Here is a 23,243-nt window from a genome sequence, read left to right as displayed (position 1 = left end):
GGGAGAGGGCTCAGAACTGCATGAATTCAAATTTATTCGCTAATGCTGCGTTGTCCTTCGCGAGGTTTCGGCAGGATTCAAGATTCAGGCAGGCCACCGCGCTCCTCTTCCCGGCCCTGCTGGTCGGCATGCTGACCGGCTGCCGCCAGCCGCTAGCCGGCTCCTCGGCCTCCACAAGCGATGGACGCCCCCTGGTACTCACCACCTTCACCGTGCTGGCCGATATGGCCCGCAATGTGGCCGGAGACCGCTTGCAGGTGCGCTCGATCACTCGGCTGGGAGCAGAAATCCACGGCTACGAACCCAGCCCCAGCGACCTGGAGGCCGCCCAGGGGGCAGACCTCATCGTCAGGAACGGGCTGGGGCTGGAGCGATGGGTCGATCGCTTCATCCAAGCCGCTGGTAATGGAGCCGAGGTCACGCTCAGTGATGGCATGAGACCCCTGTTGATTGAGGGAGATGCCTATGCCGGCAAGCCCAATCCCCACGCCTGGATGTCGCCCCAGCGAGCCCAGCATTACGTGGACCGGCTGGTGCTGGCCTTCTCAGCCCTCGATCCGGCCGGGGCTGACAGCTTTCGGGCCAATGGCGAGACCTACAAGCGCCGGCTGGGTCAGCTGGATGCGGACCTGCGGGCGGCCCTGGCGAGGGTTGCGCCCGCCCAGCGCCTCTTGGTCAGCTGTGAGGGTGCCTTTTCTTATCTGGCCCACGACTACGGGCTTGAGGAGGCCTATCTCTGGCCTGTGAATGCGGAGAGCCAGGTCACCCCCCGACGCATGGCCCGTCTCATTGAGACGGTGCGCAGGCGTCGAGTGCCCGCTGTTTTCTGTGAGAGCACGGTGAACGCCGATGCCCAGCTAGAGGTGGCCCGAGCCGCCGGTGCCCGCTTCGGCGGTACCTTTTACGTGGATTCGCTCTCGGATACTTCCGGCCCCGCTCCCACCTTGCTGAAGCTGCAGCGTCACAACGTCGATCTGATCGTCAAGGGTCTAGGACCCGACGCAGTTGGCCGCTGATGCGCATCGAAGCCGACCACCTGTACGTCGACTACAACGGCATCGTGGCCCTATTCGATGCTTCGTTGCGGCTGCCCGCCGGTTGCATCTGCGGCCTCGTAGGCATGAATGGCGCAGGCAAGTCCACATTGTTCAAATGCCTGACGGGCTTTGTCCGCCCATCCAGGGGCCGCATCCTCATCAACGGCCAGAGCGTTGCCCAGGCCCAGCGTTACCAGGCGGTTGCCTATGTGCCCCAGAAGGAGGGCATCGACTGCAGTTTTCCCATCTCTGTCTGGGACGTAGTGATGATGGGTCGATACGGCTCGATGAACCTGCTTCGCCTGCCCCGCTCCGCGGATCGGCTGGCAGTGGGTGAAGCTCTCGAGCGGGTTGAGCTGCTCGATCTGAGCGACCGGCCGATCGGGTCCCTCTCCGGCGGACAGCGCAAGCGGGCTTTTCTGGCCCGCGCCATCGCCCAGGGAGCCTCTGTGCTGTTGCTCGACGAACCCTTCAACGGCGTAGATGTTCGCACCGAGAAGCTGATGGCTGCTCTGTTTCTCCAGTTCCGCCAGGAGGGAAGGACGATTCTGATCTCATCTCACGACCTAGGGCAAGTGCGCGATTTCTGTGATCTGGTGGTCTTGATCAACAAGACCGTGCTCGCCTTCGGCGAGACGGCAAAGGTGTTTACCCCCGAAAATTTAGCCCTCGCATTTGGCGGTTTACCAGCGGATCTGCTGGTGCTGGTGAACGGCAGGCATGAGGAAACCGGCCCATGACCTTGCTGTTGGAGCCCCTCAGTCACGCCTTTATGGTGCGGGCCTTACTGGTCAGTGCCCTGGTTGGTGGCAGCTGCGGTCTGCTCTCCTGCTATATGACCCTCAAGGGCTGGGCCCTGATGGGCGATGCCGTCTCCCATGCGGTCATGCCTGGAGTGGTGGTTGCCTACTCCCTGGGTCTGCCGTTCTCCCTGGGGGCATTTGTCTTCGGGGTGGGATCGGTGGCCTTGATCGGCTTCGTCAAGCAGAAGTCGCGGATTAAGGAAGACACGGTGATTGGCCTGGTGTTCACCGGTTTCTTTGCCCTTGGGCTTGTTCTTGTGTCGAAGGTGCGCAGCAATATCGATCTCACCCACATCCTTTTTGGCAACGTGCTGGGCATCTCCAGTTCTGACATCTGGCAGACGTTGTTGATATCGGCGCTGGTGGTGGTAGTGCTCTTGGTGCTGCGGCGGGATCTGCTGCTTTTCTGTTTCGATCCCACCCATGCCCGCTCGATCGGCATCAACACCGGCCTTTTGCACTACACCCTGCTCTCGGTGCTCTCACTGGCGGCCGTGGCGGGGTTGCAGACCGTAGGGGTGATCCTTGTGGTGGCGATGCTGGTCACCCCGGGAGCTACGGCCTACCTACTCACCGATAGCTTCGATCGCATGACCCTGCTCGCCATTGCCAGCAGCGTCTTCTCCAGCCTGCTGGGGGTCTACATCAGCTACTGGAGTGACAGTTCCACCGCCGGCTGCATCGTCCTGGTGCAGTTCGGTCTGTTCCTTCTGGCTTTTCTGCTGGCCCCCCGTTACGGCATCCTGAGGGGCAAAGGCCTCCAAGATCCATAGGCATGCCAGATCAGGGCTGGCCCTGGTGGCCGCTGTTGCCGCTCTACCCCTACGGACGCCGCCGCACCTTGGTGCGCGAACTGATCCCAGGCCAGGTCTGGAGTTTCGAGCAGCTCCAAGGGGTGTTTTACGTGGCAGTGCCGATCCGGATGACGGTGGTGCGTGTGCGGGGTGGTCTGTTGCTCTATGCCCCCGTGCCCCCCACGGGAGAGGTGCGGGCAGCTCTTGCCGAGCTGGAGCACCGCTACGGGCCCGTTTGCACGATCGTGCTGCCCACCAGCTCTGGCCTCGAGCACAAGCTGCCGGTGCCGGCGATGGCAAGGGCGTTCCCCGCTGCTGAGGTGTGGGTGACACCACGGCAGTGGAGCTTCCCCTTACCGCTGCCGCTGGCTTGGCTGGGGTTCCCGGCCCAGCGCACCCGGGTGCTGTTTGAGCAGGGGCTTCCCCATGCCGATGAACTGCACTGGCTACCGCTCGGGCCCCTAGACCTAGGCCTGGGCACCTTCATGGAGGCGGCCTGCCTGCACCGCGCTAGCGGTTGCCTGCTGCTCACCGATGCCCTAGTGGCCATCAGTGAGCAGCCCCCAAAGCTATTTGATGCCGATCCGACGCCGCTGCTTTTCCATGCCAGGGATCGCGGTGATGCGCCCCTGCTCGACACTCCTGATTGCCGCAGACGGGGCTGGCAGCGACTGGTGTTGTTTGCCTCCTATCTCCGCCCAGATCATTTGCAGGTGCCTGGCATCAGGGAGTTGCTTGCCGGCCTGCTGGCCGCGGGGGTGCGCTCTCCGCGGGCCTATTTCGGCCTCTATCCCTTCCGCTGGCAGGAGGGCTGGCAGGCTGAATTTCGGAGTTTGGTGCCCGGCCCTGAGGCCGCACTGCTGGTGGCGCCTGTGTTGGAGCGGCTGGTCTTTCCCCGCTGCCGGGCCGCCCTGGTGACTTGGATCCGCACTTTGGCTGGCCAATCCGAGATCCGCTGGCTGGTGCCGGCCCATTACGAAGCTCCGGTGGCCTGCAGCCCTCAGCAACTAGGGGAGCTTGCAGACTGCCTGGAAGGGCGAGATTGGGCACCAGATAGGGGCAGCTGGGCCTACCTGAGCGGCATTGACAAAACCCTCCTGCGCTTTGGAGTGGTGCCAGAGCAGCCCGCGGTGCCTGGACCAGGGTTTCTGGATTAGGGGATTCTGGATTAGGGATTTCTGAGTTTGGACTAACTCAGAGCCTGAGATCGCCTGGGTCGGCATCGAGGTCGCTGTCCAGATCTCCGCAGCCCAGCAGGCTCGTGTCCAGTTCCATGCGCTGCTCCATCTGGCGCAGGAAGTAACCGGTCATCATTGCCGAAGCCAGCAGGCCAGCCAGGTTTTCTCGGTTGGTCTGAATCTTGACCTCGAACTGCTCGCCGGGGAGCATCCCCAACAGCCCTTGGACGTTGTGGCGAATGATGTCCTGGATGTCGCCACTGGCTGAGCGAGCAACCCTTTGCAGCACATCAGGAGACTGCTCCTGCAAGTACTGAATCAACGAGTTACCGCTGATTGCTTCGTTATCGGTGGTCAGGAACTCCGGGTTGAACATCGCCGGCGTGCGCTGCATCCATATTGCACCTTACCCCAGCTCAATCGTCGTACTAGGGGGGTGGCCCATGGCGGAGATCCGTAACCAGCCAAACCGATTAAGGGGCCAGTAGCGAAGCACCGCCGTGCCGATCAAGGCCTTTTGAGGCAGTGGCCCCCAGAGGTGGGAATCCAAGCTGGCATTGCGGTTGTCTCCCAAAACCAGCAGATGGTCTGGGGGCACCGTGAGGGGTTCCAGCTGGTAGTCCATCGGTTCAGCTGACCAATCAATCGCCGCCTTGCTGCCGTTGCGCCAAAGCACACCATCGCGCACCTCCACTTCATCGCCCGCTTGGCCCACCACCCGCTTGATCAAGGCCGCTTTGGGGTCGTAGCCAGCGGCTATTAGGGCTGTGGGGGGATGGAAAACCACCACGGTGCCGATCGGTATGGGGCGATGCAGCCGGGCGCGCAGCTTCTCCACCAGCACCCGATCCTGCAGTTGCAGGGCCGGGAGCATTGATCCCGAGGGAATCCAGCGGGGTTCCAGCACCGCCCAGCGCAGCACCAGGGCCAGCAACACCCATACCAGCACTGGCACAACCTGGCGGCGCAGGGTTTCGACCAAGCTGGGGATGCTGCTGCGGGGCGAGGACGACAAGGGAGCAGGGGAGACTGGTTCAATCCATCCTGAACCGCCCTGGCGTGGAGTTGGCCCGTCGCAATCTCGAGGCGGCGCTGCTGCTGCTGAAGGCCCTGATGGGCCAGGGGCTCAGCCAGGCTGTGTTGTGTCCGGGCAGTCGCTCCGGTGCCCTGGCCCTGGCCCTGGGCGTGCTCGAGCCGCGCGGGCTGGTGCTGTACACCGCCATTGATGAGCGCTCTGCCGCTTTTTTTGCCCTGGGATTGGCCAGGGCGACTGGAAAAGCAGTTGCGGTTGTCACCACCTCGGGAACCGCTGTGGCAAACCTGCTGCCCGCCGCGGTGGAAGCGGACTATGGCGCCATCCCCCTATTGCTGATCAGTGCTGATCGCCCCACCCGGCTCAAGGACTGTGGGGCAAACCAGACCGTGAACCAGGAAAGCTTTCTGGCCGCCAGTGTGCGCTGGTTTGGCCAGGGCGATGGCACTGGACTGGCTGCCATGACGGACGCTGCCATCGCCGCCCTGGCTCGCCAGGCATGGTCTGAAACCCGGCCCCCTGGCCTGGCCCCCGGGCCAGTGCACCTCAACCTTCCCTTTGCCGAACCTCTACATGCCAACGGGCCGGCGCTGCTTGAGGCAAGCGCCCACGGTTCTCTTGAGCCAATTCCACCTCCATTGGGCTATCTCGCCCTGGGGGCTGCTGGTTCAGGGATACAGGCAACGCTCTTCAGCCCCGCTCCCGATCCAGGCCAGCCAGGCGTGGTTGTGGCTGGTCCCTGGCGCGGCCTGCCCCAGCACTGGCCTGGTTATGTGGAAGCTTTGCTGCGCTGGCAGCGGCGCACGGGCTGGCCCGTGCTGGCAGATGGACTCAGCGGGCTGCGGGGGTTGGCTGACCTCGATTTGATCAGCAGCTACGACCTACTGCTCGAGGCTCCTGAACCCATGCTGCGTTCAGCCCAGGTGCTGCGCCTTGGCCCCTTGCCCGCCAGCCGCCGCCTGCAGCGCTGGCTGGCCGACCAGAACGCTCTCCAGTGGCTAGTAAGTGAGGGTGAGCCGAGATGTCTTGATCCGCTCGGCAGCGGATGGCACGGCAGCGGATGCCAGCAGAGCGCAGCCGGTTTGGCCGGCTGGAGCGCCAGCTTGCCTCCATCTTTTTGGGCCGGCGGCCCCAGCGCCGAGGCCCTGCAGTTTGGCTCTCGCTGGCGCCAGCGGGAGCTGCAATTACAACTCTGGCTGGATCAGCAGCTGGCCAGCGGTGATGGCGCTGAAAATGGAGTTAACGAGCTTTGTTTGGCGCGCCAACTGGGGCTCCTGCTGCCTGCCGGCTTGCCGCTGGTGCTTGCCAACAGCAGCCCCGTGCGCGATTGGGAAAGCTTCGCCAATCCCGCTGCCCCCTGGCGAGCGGTTTATGGGTTTCGAGGGGCGTCAGGCATCGATGGCACCCTCTCGATCGCCTGCGGGGTCGCTGAGGCCCATGGCCAGGCGGTGCTGCTTACGGGTGATCTGGCCCTGCTGCATGACAGCCATGGCTGGCTCTGGCAGCGCCAACTAAAGGGGCGACTCACCGTGATCCTGATCAACAACGGCGGTGGCGGCATCTTTGAGCAGCTGCCAATTCGCACCACGCCTGAGCAGGCCCTGGATTTCGAGAGGCTGTTTGCCATGCCCCAGCAGCTTGATCACTTGGCTTTGGCTGCAGCCCATGGCGTGCCGGGGCGCAGGGTGGAGCAGCTCGCTGACTTGCCATCCCAGCTGGACTGGGCGCTGAATCAGCCGCTGGCACTGCTTGAGCTGGTGAGCGATCGCCGCGCCGATGCACTCAGGCGCCAGACCTTGCGCAGAATGGCCGCCCAAGCCCTGATGCTGTCTTGAGCCCTTCCTCCCCGACCCCGTCAGCGGTGCAGTGGCTGCCCGCCGGCTCCTACGAGGACATCCTTTTTGACCTGTGCGAGGAGGGGATCGCCCGCATCACGATCAACCGACCCCACAAGCGCAACGCCTTCCGGCCCCGCACCGTGCACGAGCTTTGCGACGCCTTTTCGCGAGTTCGCGACAACCCTCGGGTAGGGGCGGTGTTGTTTACCGGAGCCGGCCCAGCGGCTGATGGTGGCTGGGCCTTTTGCGCTGGCGGCGATCAAAGCGTGCGCGGCGATGGGGGCTATCTCGACGAGTCGGGTTTGCCCCGTCTCAATGTGCTTGATCTGCAGCGCCTGATCCGCAGCTTGCCGAAGGTGGTGATTGCCTTGGTGGCCGGTTACGCGATCGGTGGTGGCCAGGTGCTGCACCTGCTGTGCGATCTGAGCCTGGCGGCTGAGAACGCCGTATTTGGCCAGACGGGACCACGGGTGGGCAGTTTTGATGGCGGCTTTGGCGCCGGCTACCTGGCCCGGCTGGTGGGCCAGCGCAAGGCACGGGAGATCTGGTTTCTCTGCCGTCAATACGGGGCTGACCAGGCTTTGGCCATGGGCTTGGTGAATGGGGTTGTGCCCCTAGATCAGTTGGAGACGGAGGGGCTCAGCTGGGCGCGCGAGGTGCTGCAGCACAGCCCCACGGCGATCCGCTGCCTTAAGGCTGCCTTCAACGCTGAAACCGACGGCATGGCAGGGATTCAGGAACTGGCCGGCCAGGCCACCCATCTGTTTTATCGAACAGCGGAGGGCCAGGAGGGGCGCAATGCCTTCCTTGAGAAGCGACCGCCGGACTTCTCCGATGCACCCTGGCTACCCTGAAAACAAACAGATTTCATCTCAGGGCAGTGGGTTGGTTGGGGCTGCTGCGATTGCTTCCGCTCCTGCTTGTGGGAGCCGACTTATTTGCGCCACCCCTTGCCGTTGCAGCTGTGGAGCCATCTCAGCAGCGTCGGCTCGTACTTGACCGGCGCCAGCGCCAGTTGTTGGTACTAGAGGGCAACCAGGAGCGCAAACGCTTCCCGGTGGGTGTCGGCCGGCCGGGTTGGGAGACCCCGGTGGGTCAGTTTTCGGTGATCGAGCTAGCGGTAGATCCCACCTGGGAGCACCCAGCCACCGGCCAACGCATCCCGCCCGGACCTGCCAACCCCCTCGGCAGCCGTTGGATTGGCTTTCACCGCGACTGCAAGGGTCGCGCCGGCTTTAATGGCAGCGAGCACCTTGTGGTGAAGGGTTGCGTCAGTTCTGGCTTCCACGGCACACCCCAGCGGCACAGCGTGGGGCAGGCCGTATCGCACGGCTGCGTGCGCCTACTGGATGAGCATGTGCGGGAACTGTTCGATCTGGTGGAGATGGGCACGCCCGTGACGGTGCTGCCCTAGCGCCAACCGTAGAGTTGCGCCCACCTCCGGTAACTCTGGGATGCGGGTCTTGTTTGCGGCGGCCGAATGCGCGCCGATGATCAAGGTCGGGGGCATGGGTGATGTGGTGGGCTCTTTGCCCCCGGCCCTAGCTGCCTTAGGCCACGACGTACGCATCATCCTGCCGGGTTACGGCAAGTTGTGGTCGAAGTTGAAGGTTTCGCCCGAGCCCATCTGGCGTGGCCACACGATGGGTAATGACTTCGCTGTCTTTGAGGCCCGCCATCCCACCAACGGCCTCATTCTCTATTTAGTCGGCCATCCGGTGTTCGATCCGGAGCGCATCTACGGCGGTGAAGACGAGGATTGGCGCTTCACTTTCTTTGCCAGCGCGACTGCGGAATTCTGCTGGCATCACTGGAAACCTCAGGTGCTGCACTGCCACGACTGGCACACCGGGATGTTGCCTGTGTGGATGCACCAAGACCCGGAGATCAGCACCGTTTTCACAATCCACAATCTCAAGTATCAGGGACCTTGGCGCTGGAAGCTTGATCGGATTACCTGGTGTCCCTGGTATATGCAAGGGGACCACACGATGGCGGCGGCCTTGCTGTATGCAGATCGGGTCAATGCGGTGTCTCCCACCTATGCGATGGAGATCCGCACGCCCCAATACGGTGAGCATCTAGATGGCTTGCTGAATTTCATCAGTGGCAAGTTGCGCGGCATTCTCAACGGCATTGATACCGAAGACTGGAATCCAGCCACTGATGCCAGCCTGCCAGCCCAGTTTTCGGCTGCGGATTTAGACCCCCGTGCCATCAATAAGCAGGCCCTGCAGGAGCGCTTTGGCCTGGCTGTGAATCCTCGCTCCTACCTAATGGGAATGGTGAGCCGGCTAGTCGATCAAAAAGGTGTCGACCTGCTGCTGCAGGTTGCTGATCGGGTGTTGGCCTACACAGACAGCCAGGTTGTTGTTCTGGGCACGGGGGATCGCACCTATGAGTCGGGGCTATGGCAGATGGCAGCGCGCCATCCCGGCCGCTTCGCCGTTTTCCTCACCTACGACGATGCCCTCTCTCGGCTGATCTATGCCGGCAGCGACGCCTTCTTGATGCCGAGCCGCTTTGAGCCCTGCGGTATTAGCCAGATGCTGGCGATGCGCTACGGATCGATTCCGGTGGTGCGGATGGTGGGTGGTCTGGTGGACACCGTGCCCCCCAACGACCCCCTGGCTGGCAGCGGCAACGGCTATGGCTTCGACCGCTATGAACCAATCGACTTCTACACGGCGATCGTGCGCTCCTGGGAGGCCTACCGCAATCAGGCCAGTTGGCAGGAACTCCAGCGCCGGGGCATGGGCGTGGACTTCAGCTGGGCCCGCTCGGCGCTCGAATACGACGCCATGTACCGCGACGTTTGCGGGGTAAAAGAGCCAACGCCTGAGGCTGCCGCCGTTGAGCGTTTCTCCCAGGGTCAAGATGCGGACCCCAGCCGGCGGGGCCTGGCTTCCCTGCTGAAGCGTCGTTGAACCCCTTTTGGTGACGCCACCCACCTCAGCCCCCGAGAGATCGGGCCGTTCGGAGCCGCCAGCTCCCTATCCGGCCCCTTACGTAGAACCTTGGGGCCGTCTTGCAGGGGACCTGCGTGCCGCCCTTGCCAGCACGGTGCTCAAGCTGAGGGAGCTGGTGCGCCGCAACCGCGAGGGGGACTTATCGGTGCCTGGCTTCTGGCCCCAAGCACTAGCGGCTTTTTTTTGGCCGGTGCTGTTAGCCCTGGGCTTGGCAGTGGTGGCGTGTTCGCTGACGCTGCTGATAAAGACTGTCTTCTTTAGCCCCACCCCCACTACTTTTGATATTGCTAATAGTTCAGCCTCTCAACCATCTGATGAACAAGTTGCTGAACGACTTGCCCCCCGTTCTGAGCTGCCGCTCCCGCAGGCCCTAGGCCAGCCAGCTGCTCGCTCTGTTGGTTCAGCGCCAAGCTCCCCTGAGCCTCCTGAGCTTGCAGAGCCTGCTTCTGCCGTGCGCCTTGAGCTCGACCCCCTGCTGGCCCTGCTCTCAAACGATGACCCCGATGGCAGCATTTCTTCTGCCCGCCCCCACCCCGAGCAGGGGCTGCTCGACCTAGAGCTGGTGAGTACCTGGGCAGGCTTGCCATTGCAGCGACGCCAACAGCAAGCCGATCTCTGGCTGCAGCGCAGCCGTGAGTTGGGTTACGAGCGTCTGCGCCTGGTAGCCCCTGGCGGCAATCTGCTGGCTCAGGCCGCCAGGGTGGGAAGCGGCATGGTGCTGTTGGAGGCGGAGACAATTCCTCAGGCATGATCCTCCGCATCGCCCCCGACTGCCGACGATGAGTCTGCGTTTAGCCGAGTTGCAGGAGCTGTGGGGTCAACCCGCCACCGGCCCCCTGGCCGTGGATCAGGCGGAGCTGAAGCTTGCCCCCCAGGCCATCTGCACCGATAGCCGCCAACTAAGCGGCGGCGACCTTTTTCTGCCGCTGATTGGCGAGCGCTTCGATGGCCATGGCTTCCTTGCCGTTGCCCTTGAGGCTGGTGCCGCCGCCCTCATAGCCCAGGCGGGCCACCTTGCGCCAGCCTCCCAGGCAAGTGTGTTGGCTGCTGCCGCCGCAGCTCACGTGCCCCTCTGGCTGGTGCCGGACACCCTGCAGTCTTACCAGGACCTGGCGGGTCTTTGGCGCCTGCAGCTTGCAGCGCCATTGGTGGCGGTGACCGGCTCTGCCGGTAAGACCACCACGCGGGAACTTATCCGTAGTGCCCTGGCTCCGCTTGGGCCTATTTGGGCCTCCAGCGGCAACGAAAACAACGACGTAGGCGTTCCCCTGACCTTGCTTGGCGCAGGCCCTGATCAGGCGGCCTTGGTTGTGGAAATGGGCATGCGGGGCCTCGGTGAGATCGAACGGCTGAGTCGTTGCGCCAGCCCCGATGTGGCAGTGATCACCAACATCGGCACAGCCCACATCGGCCGGCTTGGTAGTCGCGAGGCAATCGCAACGGCTAAGTGCGAAATCGTGGCTGGTTTAAGGCCCGATGGCTTGGTGGTGATCCCGGCTGGTGATCCCCTGCTGGACCGTGCCCTGGCCAGGGTGTGGTCTGGCCGGGTAGTGCGGGTTGCCCTGCAGGGAGAAGGCCATGAAGCTGCCGCAGATCTGGTGGGCAGCCTTGATTGCCAGGGGGAGATTCTGGAGTTGGCCGGAGTGGCCCTGCCCGTGCCGCTAGAGGGAGTGCATCACGCCCGCAACCTGATGCTTGCCATGGCGGTAGCTCGAGAGCTCGGCCTTGAGCCTGAGCGTTGGCGGCCCCTCCAGGTGGATCTACCCGGAGGGCGCAGCCGCCGTTTGCAGCAAAATGGCGTACTTGTACTTGACGAGACCTACAACGCCTCACCGGAGGCGGTGCTTGCCGCCTTGGAGCTGCTGGCCCAGCAGCCTGGCCGCCGCTTCGCGGTGCTCGGCACGATGCTCGAGCTGGGCGAGCAGAGTCTCGCTCTGCACCGCAGCGTGGCCGAGCGGGCAAGGCAACTAGACCTTGATGGGCTGGTGATCGTGGACCAGGGTGAGGAAGGGGCAGCCATGGTGGCGGCGGCCACTGGCCTATCGCGTTTAAGGCAGGTGGATTGCCCGGAGGCTGCGGCAGAGCCATTGCTGCAATGGCTGCAGCCTGGAGATGTGCTACTGCTCAAGGCCAGCCGGGGTGTTGCTCTGGAGCGCTTGATCCCGCTTCTCTAATAGGGCTCGCCCGGCTCGACGCCATCGGCCATGATGGCTACGGAGCAGCATTTCACGATGTTGTGCCTTCGGGCGAAGGTCCTGGGTGGTGGTTCACTCGGGGCCTTTCTGCTTTCAGCCCAGATACCAATGCAACATGGCGGCCAGCTGGCCCACCATGCCCTTGCCGGTGAGAAGCTCGCCGGCGATTGCTGCGGCAAAGCCCAGCATGGCCATCCGTCCGTTTAATAATTCCACCCCGGCCAGGGCAGCCTTGTTCCAGGGTTTGGGGCTGGTCATGCTCTCGCCAAACCGTTCTACCGGCTCGTAGAGAAAGCCCTCCTTATCTGGTGAAGCCGCAGGACGTCTGTTGCGATTCATAAAAGCTGGGGAAGATTGGCGCAGCCTATGGGGCTGGAGGGCTTGGCTGGTTTAACTGGGTGGACCAGTTTTCCTTGACAAGTTGGCGAGCACGGCCCAAGGCGAGCGAGCCGGCCGGCACGTCTTTAGTGATCGTCGAGCCGGCACCAACGGTGACGTTTTCGCCCAGGGTCAGTGGTGCTACAAGCACGGAATTTGCCCCGGTTTTGCTGCCGGCGCCCACCACGGTGCGGTGCTTGCGCACGCCGTCGTAATTGGCGGTGATTGTGCCTGCTCCCACGTTAACGCCAGCGCCCAGATCCGCGTCGCCGATATAGCTGAGATGGTTTACTTTCACGCCATTGGCAAGACTGCTGTTTTTCACTTCCACAAAATTGCCGATGTGACAGTGCTCTGCCAATGAGGTGCCGGGGCGTAGCTGGGCGAAGGGGCCAATGGCGCAGTGATCAGCCACCTGCACTTGGCGCAGCACTGAATAGAGCACGGTCACACCTGCTCCCAAGCTGCTGTCTTCGATCAAGCAGCCGGGCCCGATGCGGCAGCCATCGCCGATGGAGCTGCTGCCGCGGAAGTGGCACTGGGGTTCAACAACAACATCCTGACCAAAGCGGCAGTCTTCGCTGAGGGTGCAGCTAGCTGGATCCACAAAACTCACACCCTTAGCCATCCAGTGGCGCTTTAGCCGCTCCTGCAGAGCCGTCTCGCATTGGCTGAGCTGAAGCCGGTCGTTGATACCGGCGATTTCGTCAGCATCAGCGACCTCTCGGTGCATGGCCGGCTGGAGCAGGGCCACCGTATCGGTGAGGTAGAGCTCGCCTTGGTCGTTGTCGGTGGTGAGCTTGGGCAGCACCTCGGCCAACTTGGCCCAGTTGAAGCAGTAGATACCGGCGTTGGTTAGGTGGTTGAGACGCTGCTGGTCGCTGCAGTCGCGGTGCTCAACGATCGCGCTGACGGAGCCGTTGGCATCGGCAAATACCCGCCCGTAGCCACTGGGATCGTCCAGCCTGGCCGTGAGCAGGGTCACGGCAGCGCCACTGCTGCGGTGCTGCTCAAGCAGGGCCGCAAGGGTTTGGGGGCGTAGCAACGGCACGTCGCCATTGAGCACCAACAGATCGCCGCTGAAGTTATTTAGCGGTTCGAGCAGTTGCTGCACGGCGTGGCCAGTGCCGTTCTGGGGCTGCTGCAGCACGAATTCCAGGCCGCTTAGGCCCTGCAGCTGCTGCTCCACCCGCTCGGCCTGGTGGCCAACGATCAGCAGGCGCCGCTCTGGCTGAAGCTGCTCGCAGCTGGCCAGTACCCGCTCCACCAGGGTGGCCCCGGCTAAGGGCTGGAGCACTTTGGGCAGGGCGCTCTTCATGCGGGTGCCCTTCCCTGCGGCCAATACGGCGACGGCGAGCATGGTCAGGCGGTAACTACTGGCCGGGAATCTACGTGGACTACCTGTCAGCTTGCCTGCTGCTTGAGGCGGGCTAGGTCGTCCCAGAAGCCCGGATAGGAGACCGCTGCCGCTTCCGGCCGGTGCAGCAGGGTGTCACCCCGGGCGATGCCGGCAGCTACCGCCAGACTCATGGCAACCCGGTGGTCGGTTTCACTGTCAACCTCTGCTCCGTGCAGTTCGGTGCAGCCATTGATAGTCATGCCGTCTGCGAATTCCTCGATGCGGCCGCCCATCGCACCGAGCTGCCGTGCCATGACCGCGAGGCGGTCTGTTTCCTTGACCCGCAGCTCTTCGGCGTCACGAATACGGCTGATGCCCTCGGCGCTGCAGGCGGCTACAGCCAGCACTGGGATTTCATCCACGAGCCGGGGGATCAGTTCACCACCAATATCAAAGGCTTGCAGCGGGCCGTGGCAAACCCGCAGGTCTCCCACCGGCTCTCCGGCCACATCCCGGCGGTTAAGCACGCTTATTTGGGCGCCCATCTGCTCCAGCACCTCGAGGATGCCGGTGCGGCTGGGGTTCAGCCCCACGTTCTGCACTGTGATCTCAGCGCCTGGGGTGATGGCACCGGCCACCAGCCAGAAGGCGGCGGAGCTGATGTCACCTGGCACCACCACCGCTTGACCTTTGAGCGTTTGCCCCGGGGTCAGGGTCACCACCGTATTGCCCGCACCGCCCACAGACAACTCGGCGCCGAAGGACCGCAGCATTCGCTCGCTGTGATCGCGGCTCTGGGCCGGCTCGATCACGGTGGTGGGCCCGTCAGCGGTGAGGGCGGCAAGCAGGATGGCGCTCTTCACCTGGGCTGAGGCCACTGGGGTGTGAATGGTTGTGCCGCGCAGCGGCTGCCCCTGCACCGCTAACGGTGCGAAGTTGCCGTCACCGCGGCCACCGATCTGGGCACCCATTTGGGCCAGGGGAGCTCCAACCCGCCGCATCGGCCTGCCTCTTAGGGAGCCATCACCAGTGAGCACGAAGTGGCGGCCAACCCGGCCTGCCAGCAGCCCCAGCATCAGCCGCATGGTGGTGCCCGAGTTGCCGCAATCGAGCACATCGCCAGGTTCCTGGAAGCCATCAAGGCCGGCGCCTTGGACAGTCACTGGCTGGCCGGCCTGAATCGGTGATACCTCCACGCCCATGGCCCGCAGGCAGGCGGCCGTACTGAGCGGGTCCTCCGCTGGTAGCAAGCCCTCGATTCTGGTTTCTCCTTCGGCGATAGCCCCAAACAAAAGGGCCCGGTGAGAGATTGATTTATCCCCGGGTACCTGCACGGTTCCCACCAGAGTGCTGCCGCCAGCCAGGCTGAGCGGGGCGGATTTAGCGGCGGAATGGGCCACGAAGCAGTGACGGCAGTTGGCCGATCCTATGGAGCGCGCCGCTGCCCGACTGATCCATAGGCGTGCCAGTGGCATAGAGGACCGTGACCAGCGCCAATGGCGAGGGCGGAGCGCAAGCCGCCTTCCACGTAGCGCTTGGCCTCGATCACGGCCTCCTGAAGGGATAGCCCGAGGGCCCGCTGGGCGGTGATCGCGGCCCCCAATGTGCAGCCACTTCCGTGGGTGTGGGTGGTGCTGATTGGCGCGTGGCTGAGCCACTGGCCAGGGGCATGGCGCTGCAGCAGGTAGTCGCGGCCGCGCAGCTCTGGCCGGCCGCCGCCCTTGACCAGCACCGCTGCTGATCCCAGCTCCAGCAGCCTCTGCGCCGCTTGCTCAACCGCCCGCTCTAGATCGGTAGCCGCCTCGATCGTCACGCCGCTGAGTAGCTGGGCTTCATGCAGGTTGGGGGTGAGCAGCTCGGCTTGGGGCAGCAGCAGCCGGTAGGCAGCGATGGCGCTGGGCTCAAGCAGCACTGAACCTGCCCGCGACACCATCACCGGATCGATCAACTTCGGGATCGTCAGCGGCGCCAGGGCGGCAGCAGTGGCCTCAATTAGGCCGACGTTGAGCAACATGCCAGTTTTAACGGCCGTTACCGGCAGGTCTGTGAGCACCGCGCTGATTTGGGCGCTCAGGGCCTCTGGCGACAGAGCGTCCACGCGGCTGACACCTGTGGTGTTCTGGGCGGTGACGCAGCTGATGGCCGAGCAGCCGTACACCTTCATGCTCGTGAAGGTCTTTAGGTCGGCCTGGATGCCGGCGCCGCCGCTGGAATCACTGCCCCCGATTGTCATAGCGATGGCGGGAGTCATCGGCTTGCTCCAGCAATGAACGATGGGGAGGCCCATGGCTTAACCAAGCATCACCCCACCCTCGCCATCGGATCCGGCCACGGCGCTGCGCAGGTCGAACAGCAGGTCTTCGAGACTGAGTTCCGCCAGCGCCTTCTGCCGGACCCGCTCTAGCCGTAGCTGCAATGCATTAGTCACTTGATCGGCTGGAGAGCTGGCCGGCTCCGACGGTGCAGACCGATTCGCACTTTCTTTCAATGCCTCGCCAACTCTCAAAGCTTCGCCGACTATCAAAGCTTCGCCCAGCCCTGCGAAAATCTGCTCCATTGAAATGTCCCGCGCTGGCCTGGTGAGTCGGTAGCCGCCCACCCGACCCCGCCTCGCATCCAGCAGCCCGGCTCGGCGTAGGCGCAGGAGCAGCTGTTCCAGCATGGGTTCGGGTAGCTCATGGGTCGTGGCCAGCGAGTGGGTTGACTGCCACTCCAAGGGCCTTGCTGCCAGCTCCAACAGGGCCTTAAGAGCATGGCTGGCCTGGCGAGAAAGCATCACGCCTTAGCCGTTGCCCGCCCTGCAAGCCGCTCCAGCACGTGCTCCAGGGTGTAACCAAATAGGGCTGGATCTGGCTCGTCCTTACCGATATCTGCCAAGCCAAGCTCGGCCCAACGGGCATCGAGCCTGGACTCCAGCTCGGCGGGACGGCTAAGCGGTTCGCCCCAGGGGTGGCGCTTCTCTGGACCGATCTTGGTGGTGGCATCGATCGCCAGCCTGCCGCCCAAGCCCAGGCGCTCGCTGGCGAAATCGAGGCTGTCAAAGGGGGTGTCTTCGAGCACAAATAAATCCCGCTGCGGATCCACTTGGGCACTGATCGCCCAGATCACTTGGCGCGGGTCGCGGATGTTGATGCTTTTATCCACCACCACCACAAATTTGGTGTATGTGAACTGGGGCAAGGCGCTCCAGAAGGCCATCGCCGCCCGCTTGGCTTGGCCTGGATAGGCCTTATCGATGGCAATCACAGCCAGTTTGTAGCTGAGCCCCTCCATCGGCAGAAAGAAATCGACGATTTCAGGGATCTGCTGGCGCAGGATCGGCGTGTAGATGCGGTTTAGGGCGATCGCCAACATGGCGTCTTCCTTGGGGGGCCGGCCACTGAAGGTGGTGAAGTACACCGGATCACGTCGCTGGGTGACGCACTGGATCTGGACGAGGGGCGAATCTTCGACGCCGCCGTAGAAGCCCAAGTGGTCGCCAAATGGTCCGTCAGCCAGCTCAGAGCCAGGGGTGATAGTGCCTTCCAGCACCACCTCACTGTGGCTCGGCACCTCCAAATTCACCGTTTTGCACCTAGCGAGCCGGACGCCCTCGCCGGCGTAAATGCCAGCAAATAGCCACTCGCTCAACTGCACCGGGATCGGCGTGGCGGCCGCCATCACCAGCAGCGGATGCACGCCGATGGCAATGGCGATTTCAAGTTTTTTGCCCATCGCCGCCGCCTTGCGTAGGTGGCGGGCGCCACCGCGCACGCTCAGCCAGTGCACGGTCATTGAGTTCGCCGACTGTTGTTGCAGCCGGTACACGCCCACATTGGGTGTGCCAGTTTCTGGATCCTTGGTGATCACCAGGCCCAGGGTGATGATGCGGCCGCCATCGCCGGGCCAGGGCCGCAGCAGGGGCAGGGCGTCAAGGTTCACTGCCTCGCCCTTGAACACCTGCTGGTGGCAGGGAGGGGTGAGGTCGAGATCGGGCCGGGCCTTAAGCACATCCAGCAGCACAGAGCCAAAACGCACCGCCTCCCGGGCCCCCTTGGGGGGGCGGGGTTGCTGCAGCAGGGCCAGGCGCTCGCCTAGCCGTTCCAGCTCCTCTGGTTGCTCCATGCCCATGCTCCACAACACCCGCTCCTGGGTGCCCAGCAGGTTCACGGCCACCGGCATGGTGGAGCCAATCACATTTTCAAACAACAGGGCCGGGCCGCCAGCTGCCAGCACCCGGTCGGCAACCGCTGCTAACTCCAGGTCTGGATCCACCGGCGCGGTGATGCGCCTCAGCCGACCCCGTTGCTCCAGGAGGTCGATGAAGCCGCGCAAATCCCGGCGACTGCGTTGACTAATTCCCTTATTCGGCATCGACTTTTATGAGCGGTGACTACTGTGACGCACCTGAACTGGGGCCGCGGCTGTGCAAATTTCCTACTTCCACTCCTCTGAATGCGTGCCACCCGTCAGGTCCCTGGCGGAGGGTGGGCCCGATGCGGCTGTAGTTATCGACGTTCTACGGGCAACGACCACGATTGCTTGGTCCTTGCAGAACGGAGCTGAGGCGATCGAGGCCTTCGCCAGCCTGGAGGAGCTTGAAGCTGCAGCGGCTGCCTGGCCGGCGCAGCAGCGACTGCGTGCCGGTGAGCGTGGCGGCCAGAGGGTGGCGGGCTACGACCTGGGTAACTCTCCCCTTGCCGTAACCCCCGAGCTGGTGGGTGGCAAACGCATATTCATGAGCACCACCAATGGCACCCGCTCCTTAGCGGCCGTTAAGTCGGTGCCTCTGTTGCTGACGGCCTGTCTCCCCAACCGCACCGCCGTTGCACGGCGTCTGCTTGATCAGGAGTGCTGCCGGGTCTGGATCGTGGGCAGTGGCTGGGAGGGTGATTACTCCCTCGAAGACAGCCTCGCTGCTGGTGCCGTTGCTTCTGCGGCGATTGAGATGGCGGTGGCTCCCCATATCGGTGTGAGCTTCGGCAACGACGAAATGCTGGCGGCCCTTGCTCTCTGGCAGCAGTGGCACCTCGATACCGAGACCTGCTTGCGGACTGCAAGTCACGGCCAGCGCCTGATCAATCTCGGCGACCATGACGCCGATTTTGCTTGCTGCGCAGCTGTCGACAGCCTGCAACTAGTGCCCTTCCAGGCCGAACCCGGGGTGCTTAAGGCCAGTTGATCCCAGCTGCGCGAACCGCCTCTTGGCGCTTCCTTTAAAGTTTGACGGACTGGTTGGGGCAGTGAGTGGGCAGTTTTCTGGCGGCAGCTGTGCAACTCACCAGCACCCCGGATCCGGATGCGAATTTTGCTTCAGCGGAAGAGCAGATCGAGCTGGCTGCCCGTCGCGGCGCTGAGTTGGTTGGGCTCCCCGAAAACTTCGCTTTCATGGGGGAGGACGAGCAGCGCCTTGAGCTGGCCCCATCCTTGGCGGAGCGTTGCAGCAGCTTCCTTGTCACGATGGCGCGCCGCTATCAAGTGACCTTGTTAGGCGGAGGCTTCCCGGTCCCAGCGGGGCCAGGTCAGACCTTCAACCGCGCTGAGTTAGTAGGCACGGAGGGCCAGCTTCTGGCTCGATACGACAAAATCCACCTCTTTGATGTCGACTTGCCCGACGGCAACACCTATCGAGAATCAGCCACGGTGCAGCCCGGAGACCAACTTCCCCCGGTAGTTGATGTGCCCGGTCTAGGCAGGATTGGCCTGTCGATCTGCTACGACGTTCGCTTCCCTGAGCTTTATCGCCACCTGGCCCAGGCAGGGGCTGATGTTTTGTTTGTGCCCGCAGCATTTACCGCTTTTACCGGCAAGGACCACTGGCAGGTGCTGCTGCAGGCCCGGGCGATTGAAAACACTGCCTACGTGGTCGCCCCCGCCCAGACGGGCCAGCACTACGGACGCAGGCAGAGCCACGGCCATGCCTTGGTAATCGACCCTTGGGGCACTGTGCTGGCAGATGCCGGCGTAAGTGTCAGCGCTGCCATTGCCCCGATCGATCCGGGCCATGCCCAGAGGGTGAGGGCCCAGATGCCCAGCCTGAGGCACCGCCGGCCGAACCTGTTCTGACTGTCCCGATGCCCTGGTCCGTCAGATTCCGCTGGAGTGCTGCTCTGGCAGCGGTTGCTTTGCTGATGGCCGATCTACCGGCCTGGGCTTCTTCCCTCGCGGCCTGGCGCGTTTCCCGCAGCGGTCAGCTGGAGTTACGTACCAGTATCGATGTACGCCCCCAGGCCTTTTTTGAGGCTGGTACTGGCTTTAGGGGCCCCCGGGTATGGGTAGACCTGCCCGGTGCCCCATCGCGCACACGCACTGTGCGAGGCAGTGGTGCCTTGCGTGAGGTACGGATTGGTCGTCCAGATGGCTTCACAACCCGCCTGGTGCTGGAATTTGCGCCAGGTACCCAGCTCGATCCCTCTGGCCTGCGCCTGGTGGGCACCTCCCGGGACCGCTGGCGCATGGAGTTGCCGGGTCTTGGTAACCAAGCTGGGCTTGGCCTCGGCGAGGGAGACCTCGATGCTGTTGCCAGCTTTGGCGCCGATCAGCAGACCTTCTTCCCCACCGCAGCTACGCCCCTCTCCGCCGATGGCTTGCCGGTTGTGCCCCGGGGCCGCTTCAAGGTGGTGATCGACCCTGGCCATGGGGGCCCCGATCCAGGTGCCGTCGGCATTGGTGGCCTACGGGAAACCGACGTAGTGCTTGATGTTTGTCTGCAAATCGCCCGGCTATTGCAGGCCCGCGGCGTCCAGGTGTTGATGACACGCACCTCTGAGGTGGACGTTGACCTGCCTCCCCGGGTGGCCCTGGCCAACAGCAGCGGTGCCGATCTGTTTGTGAGCGTGCACGCCAACGCCTTGAGCATGGCCCGTCCCGATGTGAATGGCATCGAGACCTTTTTCTTTGAGGGTGCGGGATCGCCCTCCCGTCGCCTGGCTGCGGCCTTGCAGGAGCAAATGGTGGCCATTTCCCCTGGCAGTCCTGATCGCGGCGTGCGCACCGGACGCTTTTTCGTGATCCGCCGCACGGTGATGCCCTCCGCCCTTGTTGAGATGGGCTTTGTCACCGGTGAACTTGATTCCCGGCGCCTCGCCGATGCCAATTTTCGTCGTCGCATGGCTTTAGCCCTGAGCGCTGGGATTCTTAACGCCCTGCAGGGTCAGCCATGAGCGCTTTGGTGGGGCTATTTGACAGCGGCTTGGGGGGCCTCACGGTGCTGCGGAGGCTTCAGGAGCGCTATCCCCATTCCTCCTGCCTTTATCTCGGGGATACGGCCCGAGTTCCCTACGGTCAGCGCAGCGTCGCCGATATTCGCTCCATTGCCGCTGAGGTGGTGGGCTGGCTGCGTCACCAACAGGTCGGGGTTCTGGTGATGGCCTGCAACACCTCCAATGCCCTCGCCCTTGATGTGGCCGTGGCGGAGGCCGGCGTTCCCGTGGTGGGCCTGATCAACAGTGTTGCTGCCGACCTAAACAGCGAGTGCGTGGGGGTGCTGGCTACTCCCGCCACAGCCGCAAGCGGTGCCTACAGGCGGGCAATCCATGCCTGCCGGCCCCACACCTCTGTGCTTGAGGTGGGCTGTCCCACCTTCGTGCCCTTGATCGAGGCCGGAGATCTCCAGTCTCCAGCCCTGATAGGGGAAGCCAAGGCATACCTGGAGCCCCTACTCGCAGCCGGTGTCGACACGGTGGTGCTGGGCTGCACCCACTACCCGATGCTGCGTCCCTTGCTCACGGCCCTGCTGCCTCCCCATGTGCGGCTTGTTGATCCAGCTGAATCGGCGGTACGGCGCCTAGGGCCCCTTTTGGCAAGCATGGGCGGCATGCCGGAGGGCGAACTCGCAGCGGTGGAGGTGGTGACCCCAGCCGAGCGCACCCGGGTCTGCGTCAGTGGATCTGCGGAGGCCTTTGCCGACGGGGCGAGCCGCTGGTTGGGTTACCGGCCTGCCGTTGAGCGGGTGGACCTGCGGTCGATGGGGCAAGCCTTCTAGGATCACGCCACGGCGGAGGTGTTGTGGCAACGGTTGCAGAGCTGCTCCAGCCCGTAGAGGCTGACCTAGATGCCCTGCTGGCCGACCTGCGCAGCCTTATAGGAGCTGGCCATCCAATTTTGCAGGCTGCAGCAGAGCATCTGTTTGCTGCAGGTGGTAAGAGGCTGCGACCCGGCATTGTGCTCTTGCTATCGCGGGCAGTAGCCCCCGACGGTGAGCTGGGGCCCCGCCACCGCCGCCTGGCGGAGATCACTGAAATGATCCACACGGCTTCGCTCGTCCACGACGACGTTGTCGATGAGGCTGCAACCCGGCGTGGAGTTGACACGGTGCACAGCCGTTTCAATCATCGAGTGGCGGTGCTTGCGGGGGATTTCCTTTTTGCTCAGGCCAGCTGGCATTTGGCCAATCTCGATGATCTCGAGGTGGTGAAGCTGCTCAGCCGTGTGATCATGGATTTGGCAGACGGCGAGGTGAAACAGGGCCTTTTCCGCTACGACACCGGCCAGAGCTTCGAGACATACCTCGAAAAGAGCTACTGCAAAACAGCCTCGCTAATTGCAAATAGCGCTAGAGCAGCTGGGGTGCTTACCGGTTTGCCAGGGGCCCAGCTCGATGATCTTTATCGCTTTGGCCGCCAGTTGGGTTTGGCCTTCCAGGTCGTTGACGACATTCTCGATTTCACTGGCAGTGATCAGCAGCTCGGCAAGCCAGCTGCAAGCGATCTGGCCTCCGGTTATCTCACCGCTCCTGCCCTTTATGCACTCCAAGAGCGCCCTGCCCTGGCCGGCTTGATTGAACGCGAATTTTGCGAGGAAGGTGATCTCGAGCAAGCTCTTGAGCTGGTGAGGGGTTGCGAGGCCATTCCCCGCACCAGAGCCTTGGCTGAAGGCTTCGCCCAGGAAGCAGCTCAAGCCTTGGAATGGCTAGCCCCCTCCGAACCGCGCAGCGCCTTGCGGGCCCTGCCTGATTTCGTCCTTAGTCGCCTCTACTGACGCTGTTCAGCCAGCTGCCAGCTCACATCTCTGAGGGAATTGAGGCGGGTCACTCCGTCAGGGGTGGCTTTGGCATCTGCGTCGCTTGGGAGAAGGGCATACACCTGACAACCGGCGGCTACTGCGGCCTCGATGCCGGCGTCTGAATCTTCGAAGGCCCAGCAGTCGCCGGGATTGCGGCCTAGGCGTTTAGCTGCGAGCAGAAATGGGTCCGGCGCCGGTTTGCCCGCCGCCAGGGCTGGATCATCGCCGTAAACCCTTACCTGAATCAGCTGCAGCCATCGGTGGGGTGCAGCCTTACGCCGCACCGCGTCCTGGGTGCTGCTGGTGACGAGGGCCATGGGGACCTGGTGATCCCTGCACATCTGCACCAGTTCGGCGGCGCCGTCCATTGCGGCAGCGGTGGGCACCAAGGCATCGGCCAGGGGTTGGCGCACGGCCAGCAAAGCCTCACAACTCGGGGGATTGGAGCCGGAAGCTTCGATCCAGCGGCATACCAAGGCAGCACAATCCAACCGGCGCTGGCCCCGCAGCCTGAGCAACTGTTCAGCACCGAGCTGGCAACCAAAGTGGGCGGCGGCTTTAAGCCAAGCCGTGGCCTGCAGTGGTTCGGTGTCTAGAAGCAGGCCGTCGAGATCGAACAGGCAGGCGGCAGGACCCATGTATCTATCCTGCATCACGACGGCCCATTACATGCCGGTGCAAGGAGCCTGGGACTGCG

Annotated in this window: 24 protein-coding genes; 15 read left to right on the top strand and 9 right to left on the bottom strand. The window is 63.5% G+C overall.

What is annotated here, in order from left to right; genetic code table 11:
• Positions 1-128 precede the first annotated feature (128 nt).
• From KBY83_RS01005 to KBY83_RS00990, 4 genes are read left to right on the top strand one after another with little or no spacing between them, the layout of a single operon-like run.
• Positions 129-1,016, top strand: a complete 888-nt coding sequence (locus KBY83_RS01005) for a metal ABC transporter substrate-binding protein (protein ID WP_255017863.1) — start codon at positions 129-131, stop codon at positions 1,014-1,016.
• On the top strand, positions 1,016-1,777 hold the full coding sequence (locus KBY83_RS01000; RefSeq protein ID WP_255017862.1) for a metal ABC transporter ATP-binding protein: 762 nt from the start codon (positions 1,016-1,018) through the stop codon (positions 1,775-1,777). The genes KBY83_RS01005 and KBY83_RS01000 overlap by 1 nt, the downstream gene beginning before the upstream one ends.
• On the top strand, positions 1,774-2,613 hold the full coding sequence (locus KBY83_RS00995) for a metal ABC transporter permease (RefSeq protein ID WP_255017861.1): 840 nt from the start codon (positions 1,774-1,776) through the stop codon (positions 2,611-2,613). The genes KBY83_RS01000 and KBY83_RS00995 overlap by 4 nt, the downstream gene beginning before the upstream one ends.
• Before the next feature lie 2 nt (positions 2,614-2,615).
• Entirely contained in the window at positions 2,616-3,791 is a 1,176-nt protein-coding gene (locus KBY83_RS00990; protein WP_255017860.1) for a DUF4336 domain-containing protein, read from the top strand.
• Between the two features lie 37 nt (positions 3,792-3,828).
• Here KBY83_RS00990 and KBY83_RS00985 read toward each other — a convergent pair whose 3' ends face one another.
• On the bottom strand, positions 3,829-4,188 hold the full coding sequence (locus tag KBY83_RS00985) for a DUF760 domain-containing protein (RefSeq protein WP_255017905.1): 360 nt from the start codon (positions 4,186-4,188) through the stop codon (positions 3,829-3,831).
• A 30-nt stretch (positions 4,189-4,218) separates the two neighbouring features.
• A complete protein-coding gene (gene lepB / locus KBY83_RS00980; protein WP_255017904.1) occupies positions 4,219-4,803 on the bottom strand; it encodes a signal peptidase I in 585 nt (194 codons plus the stop codon).
• A gap of 68 nt (positions 4,804-4,871) precedes the next feature.
• On the opposite strand from lepB, the gene menD reads away from it, so the two are divergent.
• From menD to murF, 6 genes are read left to right on the top strand one after another with little or no spacing between them, the layout of a single operon-like run.
• Positions 4,872-6,680: a 2-succinyl-5-enolpyruvyl-6-hydroxy-3-cyclohexene-1-carboxylic-acid synthase gene (gene menD / locus KBY83_RS00975; protein WP_255017859.1), complete on the top strand. Its 1,809-nt coding sequence runs from the start codon at positions 4,872-4,874 to the stop codon at positions 6,678-6,680.
• Positions 6,677-7,537, top strand: coding sequence for a 1,4-dihydroxy-2-naphthoyl-CoA synthase (menB, locus tag KBY83_RS00970; protein ID WP_255017858.1), 861 nt, complete (start codon positions 6,677-6,679; stop codon positions 7,535-7,537). The genes menD and menB overlap by 4 nt, the downstream gene beginning before the upstream one ends.
• A 50-nt stretch (positions 7,538-7,587) precedes the next feature.
• The gene (locus KBY83_RS00965) at positions 7,588-8,097 is read left to right on the top strand and encodes a L,D-transpeptidase (protein ID WP_255017857.1); all 510 of its coding nucleotides are present in this window, start codon (positions 7,588-7,590) and stop codon (positions 8,095-8,097) included.
• 40 nt (positions 8,098-8,137) lie between these two features.
• Complete coding sequence (gene glgA / locus KBY83_RS00960; protein ID WP_315858907.1) at positions 8,138-9,610, top strand: glycogen synthase GlgA; 1,473 nt, start codon at positions 8,138-8,140, stop codon at positions 9,608-9,610.
• 10 nt (positions 9,611-9,620) lie between these two features.
• The gene (locus KBY83_RS00955; protein WP_255017856.1) at positions 9,621-10,403 is read left to right on the top strand and encodes a hypothetical protein; all 783 of its coding nucleotides are present in this window, start codon (positions 9,621-9,623) and stop codon (positions 10,401-10,403) included.
• A gap of 28 nt (positions 10,404-10,431) precedes the next feature.
• Positions 10,432-11,826 carry a UDP-N-acetylmuramoyl-tripeptide--D-alanyl-D-alanine ligase gene (gene murF / locus KBY83_RS00950; protein WP_255017855.1) on the top strand — a complete coding sequence of 465 codons (1,395 nt, stop codon included), beginning with the start codon at positions 10,432-10,434 and terminating at the stop codon, positions 11,824-11,826.
• Between the two features lie 114 nt (positions 11,827-11,940).
• Here the strand turns inward: murF and KBY83_RS00945 are convergent, their stop codons facing one another.
• From KBY83_RS00945 to KBY83_RS00920, 6 genes are read right to left on the bottom strand one after another with little or no spacing between them, the layout of a single operon-like run.
• A complete protein-coding gene (locus KBY83_RS00945) occupies positions 11,941-12,186 on the bottom strand; it encodes a chlorophyll a/b-binding protein (RefSeq protein WP_255017854.1) in 246 nt (81 codons plus the stop codon).
• Between the two features lie 25 nt (positions 12,187-12,211).
• Entirely contained in the window at positions 12,212-13,585 is a 1,374-nt protein-coding gene (glmU, locus tag KBY83_RS00940) for a bifunctional UDP-N-acetylglucosamine diphosphorylase/glucosamine-1-phosphate N-acetyltransferase GlmU (protein WP_255017853.1), read from the bottom strand.
• A 44-nt stretch (positions 13,586-13,629) separates the two neighbouring features.
• Complete coding sequence (gene aroA / locus KBY83_RS00935) at positions 13,630-14,964, bottom strand: 3-phosphoshikimate 1-carboxyvinyltransferase (RefSeq protein ID WP_255017852.1); 1,335 nt, start codon at positions 14,962-14,964, stop codon at positions 13,630-13,632.
• 26 nt (positions 14,965-14,990) lie between these two features.
• Positions 14,991-15,851, bottom strand: a complete 861-nt coding sequence (gene thiD / locus KBY83_RS00930; RefSeq protein WP_255017851.1) for a bifunctional hydroxymethylpyrimidine kinase/phosphomethylpyrimidine kinase — start codon at positions 15,849-15,851, stop codon at positions 14,991-14,993.
• A gap of 3 nt (positions 15,852-15,854) precedes the next feature.
• Complete coding sequence (locus KBY83_RS00925) at positions 15,855-16,340, bottom strand: Rrf2 family transcriptional regulator (RefSeq protein WP_255017850.1); 486 nt, start codon at positions 16,338-16,340, stop codon at positions 15,855-15,857.
• Positions 16,340-17,917, bottom strand: a complete 1,578-nt coding sequence (locus KBY83_RS00920) for a UbiD family decarboxylase (protein ID WP_255017849.1) — start codon at positions 17,915-17,917, stop codon at positions 16,340-16,342. The genes KBY83_RS00925 and KBY83_RS00920 overlap by 1 nt, the downstream gene beginning before the upstream one ends.
• 52 nt (positions 17,918-17,969) lie before the next feature.
• Between KBY83_RS00920 and KBY83_RS00915 the strand changes: the two genes are divergently transcribed.
• The 5 genes from KBY83_RS00915 to sds all read left to right on the top strand — a co-directional run bounded on the left by KBY83_RS00915 (position 17,970) and on the right by sds (position 22,522).
• Entirely contained in the window at positions 17,970-18,725 is a 756-nt protein-coding gene (locus KBY83_RS00915; protein WP_254941260.1) for a 2-phosphosulfolactate phosphatase family protein, read from the top strand.
• Positions 18,726-18,790: 65 nt separating this feature from the next.
• On the top strand, positions 18,791-19,609 hold the full coding sequence (locus KBY83_RS00910) for a carbon-nitrogen hydrolase family protein (protein WP_255017848.1): 819 nt from the start codon (positions 18,791-18,793) through the stop codon (positions 19,607-19,609).
• Between the two features lie 8 nt (positions 19,610-19,617).
• Positions 19,618-20,706, top strand: a complete 1,089-nt coding sequence (locus KBY83_RS00905) for an N-acetylmuramoyl-L-alanine amidase (protein WP_255017847.1) — start codon at positions 19,618-19,620, stop codon at positions 20,704-20,706.
• Complete coding sequence (gene murI / locus KBY83_RS00900; RefSeq protein ID WP_255017846.1) at positions 20,703-21,527, top strand: glutamate racemase; 825 nt, start codon at positions 20,703-20,705, stop codon at positions 21,525-21,527. Before KBY83_RS00905 ends, murI begins: the two co-directional genes overlap by 4 nt.
• 23 nt (positions 21,528-21,550) lie before the next feature.
• On the top strand, positions 21,551-22,522 hold the full coding sequence (sds, locus tag KBY83_RS00895; RefSeq protein WP_255017845.1) for a solanesyl diphosphate synthase: 972 nt from the start codon (positions 21,551-21,553) through the stop codon (positions 22,520-22,522).
• Here sds and KBY83_RS00890 read toward each other — a convergent pair.
• On the bottom strand, positions 22,516-23,184 hold the full coding sequence (locus KBY83_RS00890; RefSeq protein ID WP_255017844.1) for an HAD family phosphatase: 669 nt from the start codon (positions 23,182-23,184) through the stop codon (positions 22,516-22,518). The two genes, sds and KBY83_RS00890, sit on opposite strands and share 7 nt — an antisense overlap.
• Positions 23,185-23,243: the final 59 nt, after the last annotated feature.

Source organism: Cyanobium sp. WKJ7-Wakatipu, from assembly GCF_024345355.1.
GTDB lineage: Bacteria > Cyanobacteriota > Cyanobacteriia > PCC-6307 > Cyanobiaceae > Cyanobium_A > Cyanobium_A usitatum.
Note: the sequence above shows the minus strand (reverse complement) of the source record. Positions and strands in the feature narration are given on the sequence as shown.

What these genes read in the sequence shown, in the direction of transcription:
- KBY83_RS00995 (WP_255017861.1), top strand. Translation starts at nt 1,774, where the DNA reads ATGACCTTGCTGTTGGAGCCCCTCAGTCACGCCTTTATGGTGCGGGCC.
- KBY83_RS00985 (WP_255017905.1), bottom strand. Translation starts at nt 4,188, where the DNA reads ATGTTCAACCCGGAGTTCCTGACCACCGATAACGAAGCAATCAGCGGT.
- KBY83_RS00890 (WP_255017844.1), bottom strand. Translation starts at nt 23,184, where the DNA reads ATGGGTCCTGCCGCCTGCCTGTTCGATCTCGACGGCCTGCTTCTAGAC.
- KBY83_RS01000 (WP_255017862.1), top strand. Translation starts at nt 1,016, where the DNA reads ATGCGCATCGAAGCCGACCACCTGTACGTCGACTACAACGGCATCGTG.
- glmU (WP_255017853.1), bottom strand. Translation starts at nt 13,585, where the DNA reads ATGCTCGCCGTCGCCGTATTGGCCGCAGGGAAGGGCACCCGCATGAAG.
- murI (WP_255017846.1), top strand. Translation starts at nt 20,703, where the DNA reads ATGAGCGCTTTGGTGGGGCTATTTGACAGCGGCTTGGGGGGCCTCACG.
- KBY83_RS00925 (WP_255017850.1), bottom strand. Translation starts at nt 16,340, where the DNA reads ATGCTTTCTCGCCAGGCCAGCCATGCTCTTAAGGCCCTGTTGGAGCTG.
- KBY83_RS00990 (WP_255017860.1), top strand. Translation starts at nt 2,616, where the DNA reads ATGCCAGATCAGGGCTGGCCCTGGTGGCCGCTGTTGCCGCTCTACCCC.
- KBY83_RS00920 (WP_255017849.1), bottom strand. Translation starts at nt 17,917, where the DNA reads ATGCCGAATAAGGGAATTAGTCAACGCAGTCGCCGGGATTTGCGCGGC.
- glgA (WP_315858907.1), top strand. Translation starts at nt 8,138, where the DNA reads ATGCGGGTCTTGTTTGCGGCGGCCGAATGCGCGCCGATGATCAAGGTC.
- KBY83_RS01005 (WP_255017863.1), top strand. Translation starts at nt 129, where the DNA reads ATGCTGACCGGCTGCCGCCAGCCGCTAGCCGGCTCCTCGGCCTCCACA.
- murF (WP_255017855.1), top strand. Translation starts at nt 10,432, where the DNA reads ATGAGTCTGCGTTTAGCCGAGTTGCAGGAGCTGTGGGGTCAACCCGCC.
- KBY83_RS00945 (WP_255017854.1), bottom strand. Translation starts at nt 12,186, where the DNA reads ATGAATCGCAACAGACGTCCTGCGGCTTCACCAGATAAGGAGGGCTTT.
- KBY83_RS00905 (WP_255017847.1), top strand. Translation starts at nt 19,618, where the DNA reads ATGCCCTGGTCCGTCAGATTCCGCTGGAGTGCTGCTCTGGCAGCGGTT.
- thiD (WP_255017851.1), bottom strand. Translation starts at nt 15,851, where the DNA reads ATGGGCCTCCCCATCGTTCATTGCTGGAGCAAGCCGATGACTCCCGCC.